Annotated in this window: 4 protein-coding genes; all 4 read left to right on the forward strand. The window is 42.5% G+C overall.

Annotated features, from left to right (window positions below):
* Nucleotides 1-176 precede the first annotated feature (176 nt).
* The 4 genes from L650_RS0110280 to L650_RS0110295 all read left to right on the forward strand — a co-directional run bounded on the left by L650_RS0110280 (nt 177) and on the right by L650_RS0110295 (nt 5,531).
* The gene (locus L650_RS0110280) at nt 177-815 is read left to right on the forward strand and encodes an ATP-binding cassette domain-containing protein (protein WP_029773049.1); all 639 of its coding nucleotides are present in this window, start codon (nt 177-179) and stop codon (nt 813-815) included.
* A 27-nt stretch (nt 816-842) separates the two neighbouring features.
* The gene (locus L650_RS0110285) at nt 843-1,487 is read left to right on the forward strand and encodes a CDP-alcohol phosphatidyltransferase family protein (protein ID WP_029773050.1); all 645 of its coding nucleotides are present in this window, start codon (nt 843-845) and stop codon (nt 1,485-1,487) included.
* Complete coding sequence (locus L650_RS0110290) at nt 1,480-2,271, forward strand: sterol desaturase family protein (RefSeq protein WP_029773051.1); 792 nt, start codon at nt 1,480-1,482, stop codon at nt 2,269-2,271. Before L650_RS0110285 ends, L650_RS0110290 begins: the two co-directional genes overlap by 8 nt.
* A gap of 875 nt (nt 2,272-3,146) precedes the next feature.
* Nucleotides 3,147-5,531 (forward strand): glycoside hydrolase family 16 protein, encoded by a 2,385-nt coding sequence (locus L650_RS0110295; protein WP_262974673.1) that lies wholly within the window; start codon nt 3,147-3,149, stop codon nt 5,529-5,531.
* The last annotated feature ends 148 nt before the right edge of the window (nt 5,532-5,679 follow it).

Genomic DNA, 5,679 nt, shown 5'->3' on the forward strand with positions numbered 1-5,679 from the left:
AGCAACCATAACAACCGAAGCGGTTACCCTTGCTAATGGCGCAAGTAGGCGCACCAGTGCGGTGTATGCCATTATGCAAATGGCATTGCCACTCATTGGCTTTATACTGGCGTGGGTGTTACCTAAGTACTTTTTTAAAAGCGCCCATCGCTAACCCATAAATTAAAAGGTTTTTAATGCAGTCATCTTTAGAGATTAAAAATTGTGAGCTTTATCGTCAAAACCAACAATTACTTAGCTTAAACGAGCAGGTAAAAGGCGGCGAAATACTCACTGTTATGGGGCCATCAGGCAGTGGTAAATCAAGTTTATTAAATTGGCTTACCGGCACATTACCCAGTGGTTTTAGCGCAAATGGCGAAGTGTGGCTTAACGGCGAAAATATTAATAACTTGCCCGCACATTTACGCCACATAGGCGTGCTTTATCAAGATGCGTTATTATTTTCGCATTTATCGGTAAGCGGTAACATTGCCTTTGCTATGCCTAAAGGCAATAAAAAACAGCGCCTTGAAAAAATAGAGCACGCCCTTGAACAAATTGGATTAAAAGGCATGGCTAATCGCCACCCCGACAACCTCTCTGGTGGGCAACAAGCCCGTGTTGCTTTATTGCGTATGCTATTGAGCGAGCCAAAAGCTATTTTGCTTGATGAGCCCTTTAGCAAGCTCGACACCCAATTAAGAGTAGATACGCGCGAGCTAGTATTTAGCCAAATACGCGAGCATAAATTGCCCGCTATTATGGTAACTCACGATCATAGCGATGCAGAGGCCGCAAACGGCAAACTACTCACCTTAAATTTAGCCAAGTAAACGCACAAAAAGCACAAGGCACCAAGCATGTTAGACAAATACATCACCCCAGTAATAAAGCCACTGTTAACCCCTGTTGTAGCGTTAATGCACAAACGCGGTATAACGCCCCACCAACTTACTGTGGCAGGCTTTTTAATAGGCCTATTAGCTGTGCCATTAATTGCGTATGAAATGTGGTACGCAGCGTTAACGGCTATTGCTTTAAATCGTATTTTAGATGGGCTAGATGGCGCATTAGCACGCCATGCAAATTTAAGTTCAAGCGCTGGCGGCTTTTTAGATATTACCCTCGACTTTTTATTTTATGCGGCAATTCCGCTTGGCTTTATTTTGGCAAACCCCGAGCAAAACGCCATTGCAGGTAGCATATTACTGGCCACCTTTATAGGCACTGGCTCAAGCTTTTTAGCCTTTGCCATAGCCGCCGAAAAATTTAAGCTCGAAAAACCCCAGTTTAAATACAAAAGTTTTTACTATTTAAATGGTTTAACCGAAGGCACAGAAACCATCGCGCTGTTTATTGCCTTTTGTATTTGGCCGCAGCACTTTGCCCTAATGGCGAGTATTTTTGCCACTGCGTGCGCTATTACTATTTTTACACGTATACATGGTGGGTATAACACGCTTAAACGCCAAGAAGCTGATGAGGTTAAACAAACCAATGAGTAATGAAATTTGGTGGCGATTAGGGTTCTTCTTTAGCATCTTGGTTATTATGATGCTACTAGAATCGCGTATGCCCGCCCGTAAATCGCCGATAAAAAGTACCACCCGATGGTTGGCAAATTTTGGACTGGTGTTTGCAGCCTCTGTAATTGCTCGCTTAAGTGTGCCAATAGGCTTAACTGCCGTAGCGCTTTATAACCAAGAGCAGGGTATCGGTTTATTTAATCAAATAGCCACACCAAGTGGTGTTGCTATTATTTTAAGCATATTACTGCTAGATATAGTTATTTATTGGCAGCACCGGCTTTTTCATCAAGTGCCTATTTTGTGGCGTTTGCACCGTGTGCACCACGCCGATGCCCATGTAGATACCAGCACAGGTTTGCGTTTTCACCCTATCGAAATTGTGCTCAGTATTGTTATAAAATTGATTGTTGTTACCGCTTTAGGAGTACCTGCTATTGCAGTATTAATATTTGAAATAGCACTTAATGGCTTAGCGCTGTTTAACCACGCCAATATACGTTTACCCAATGCCATAGAAAAACCACTTCGGCTCATATTAATGACCCAAATACTGCACCGTATTCATCATAGCCAGCGCGTGAGCGAAACCAATTCAAACTATGGATTTAGCGTTATTTGGTGGGATAAACTGTTTGGTAGTTACAAAAATGAAGCGCAAAAAGCCGATAACGACATAGATATAGGCTTAAAAGAATACCCTAACCCGCAGCAAAACGCCTCGCTGTGGGGCTTGCTAATTATGCCGTTTAAACGTAAATAAGCTTCCATTTCAAGTGGCTACAATACTATTAAAATAAACAATAAATTAAGAGGTAAATGCGTATTTAAATTTACACATTTACCTTATTAAACCCCGCCAAAGCCTTACCCCCTATAATTTAACCTTTACAAGCTAAGCGCTTTAAAGGGTTTACTAACCTATTGAATGCTATACCACTTTCACTTTTTTAACTTTCGTTTTTTGTAAAAAAGCAAAATTACACGCCATATAGTTAGCCTAATACGGGTAAATCATCGCAATTAGCGCTAAACGTAATTGCTACAGGTAACTTTTATATTTACCAATTAAGTAAAATATTAATACATGTATTAAAAATGCAACATTACAAATAATGTAAGCTGTTAAATTTATTAGCGATTTAATTAATAACTCCAATTGGTAAACTGGTCTTACCGTAAACTAAATGTAAATAAAACACACAAATATGTTGACCATTTACGTAGTGCGCAATATTATTTGTAAGCGCTTACAAAAACACATGATAAATGTAAGCGCTTACAAAAATAAATATAGTTCTTTTTAATAAGTTTAAACACACATTCTGACAACAATCTGTGAAACCGGGGTTCAGCTATGAACATTGAAAAAACACACATTGCTCGCTTATTGGCTGCTATTTNATTTCGTTAGCGTCTTTAGCTGGCTGTGGTGGCGACTCTGCCACAACATCTAATTTTGAAAATATCGACGCTTCTGAGCCAGTTTCAGATTGGCAACTAGTATGGAGCGACGAGTTTGAAGACTCAGCCATTGATACTAATAAGTGGAACTTTGAATTAAACTGCGATGGCGGTGGTAACAACGAAAAACAATGTTACACCGATAACGAAGAAAACGCCTTTATACAAGACGGTGTGTTAAACATTGTTGCCCTACCCGCAACAGAAGGCGCTGAAAAGCCCTACACTTCTGCGCGTTTAAATACCCGTTACAATGCTGACTTTACTTATGGCCGCTTTGAAGTACGTGCAAAGCTCCCTTCGGGGCAAGGCAGCTGGCCTGCGTTTTGGATGCTACCAACCGATGAAGAATACGGTACATGGCCACGCTCAGGCGAAATTGATGTTTTAGAATCAGTAAACCTAAAAACCGCTGACGAAGATGGCGGTGTTGAATCAAGCATTCATGGCACATTGCATTACGGCCGTGCATGGCCAGATAACAGCTACACAGGCCAAGAGTACAAATTTCCTGAAGATAGCAACCCAGCAGATGACTTTCATACTTACGCAGTAGAGTGGCAAGAAGGTGAAATACGCTGGTACGTTGATGGCTACCTATATGCCACACAGCGCCAATCAGAAGTATTATATAATTCCAAAGGCGAAGCAGCAGGTTTGAAACATCGCGGTTGGTTTGCAGAGTATTTTGAACAAGGTTCTGGCGAGCTAGAAACTCATTGGGATAGCGCTCCTTACGATAAAGACTTTCACTTACTGTTAAATTTAGCAGTAGGCGGCGACTGGCCTGAAAACGTAAATGAGTTAGGCGTAGATGCCAGCGCATTTGAAAACGGCCAAACATTTGCAATTGACTACGTACGTGTTTATCAATGTGCATCAAACCCAGATACCGGCAAAGGGTGTGAAACTATTCGCCCTGGTTACGATAGCCTAGACGATGCCCTGCTAGAGGGCGAAGCGCCTATTCCTAGCCCGCCATCTACAGGTATTGCTACACCGTTAACTATTTTTGGCGACAGCTTAAACCCTAACTGGCCAGCATGGGATTGTTGTGGTGGCTCTACACCTGCTATTGTAAGTGATGAAGAGCAAGGCGACGTTGTTGAATTTACAATAGGCAGCGAGCCTACAGTGGTTGGTTTTATTAGCCGCGATGCATTTATTACTGACGAAAACGGCGCTGCAACACCTTTTGATGCATCACCTATGCTAGAAGAAGGCTACGTACGCTTTAAAATGAAAGTAACCAGCGCACCAAGCGTGCCAGACACACCTTGGTTTGTAAAACTTGAAAGCACAGAAGCCTCAAGCGATGCTGATATGCCGCTTACAAGTAGCGTTGAAGGCCAAGCACCTGTAGTAGGTCAGTGGCAAACCTATACATTTTTACTTTCTGACCTTGCTGACTTAGATTTAGATATCAGCGCAATTGACGTACTTATGGTATTTCCTGAGTGGGGCACGGGCGAAGGCGCAACCTTTTTAATTGACGACGTTGAGATTACACAAGACAACCTAGGCGCATCACCAGAGCTAACTATTTTTGAAGATGAGCAAAACCTAGCATGGCCAATGTGGGATTGTTGTGGTGGCTCAACGCCTATCGAAGTGGTAGATGATGAAGCGCACGGTGTAACCGCTGAATTCAGTATTGGTGCAGAGCCTACAGTTATGGGCTTTAACAGCCGTGTTGAAGTAGGTGGTGCAGGTGAGTCATTTGATGCAAGCAGCATTTTAGATGAAGGCGTTATTCAGTTTGATTTAAAAGTAACGTCTACCCCTAGCGACCCTTCAACTGCGTGGTTATTTAAAGTAGAAGCAAATGGTGCAACTTCATTTGCAGAACTTGAACTAACGCAAAGTGTTGAAGGTGTAGCGCCAGTGACTGGCGAGTGGCAAACTTATACATTTAAGTTATCAGATCTCGCAGGTGCAGGCCTTGATGTAAGTGCAATTGATGTACTTATGATTTTTCCGGCATGGGGCGCAGGTGAAGGCGCGGTTTACCGTGTAGATAATGTTAAAATTTACAACCCTAATGCAGCGCCCGTTGCCTCTGGTGAGCTAAACGTATTTACAGATACAGTCGCCGATCAGTGGAGCATATGGGATTGCTGTGGTGGTTCAACACCTACAACAGAAACCGACGATGATCAGCACGGCGCAGTGGCTCAGTTTAGCATTGGTGCAACACCTACTGTAATGGGCTTTTTAGCCGATGAAGACGTATCGTTTGATGCATCAGCCCTGTTAGAAAATGGCGTTGTACAGTTTGATTTAAAAGTAATAACAGCACCCTCAAACGTGGATGCACAATGGTTATTTAAAATTGAATCAATTGGCGCTTCAAGCGCAGTAGAGCTGGCATTAACGCAAAGCAATGAAGGGCAAACACCTGTTACAGGCGAATGGCAAACATACACCTTCCCTATTGGGCAACTATTTGATGCGGGCTTAGATATTAGCGCTATAAACGTGCTCATGGTATTTCCTACGTGGGATATGGGCAACGGCGCATTATACCGCATAGATAACGTGATTATCGCGAATCCATAAAAACACACTACAATAGGCGCATGGCGCCTATTGCTACACAACAACATTTTATAAAGCAGAGCTATTATGAACACATTCAATTTTAAAAAGAGCCAACTCGCGGCTTCTGTGTCTCTTATCATTGCTGCAAGCACGTTAAATACGGCCA

The sequence above is a fragment of the Pseudoalteromonas sp. TB51 genome, assembly GCF_000498055.1.
Lineage (GTDB): Bacteria > Pseudomonadota > Gammaproteobacteria > Enterobacterales > Alteromonadaceae > Pseudoalteromonas > Pseudoalteromonas atlantica.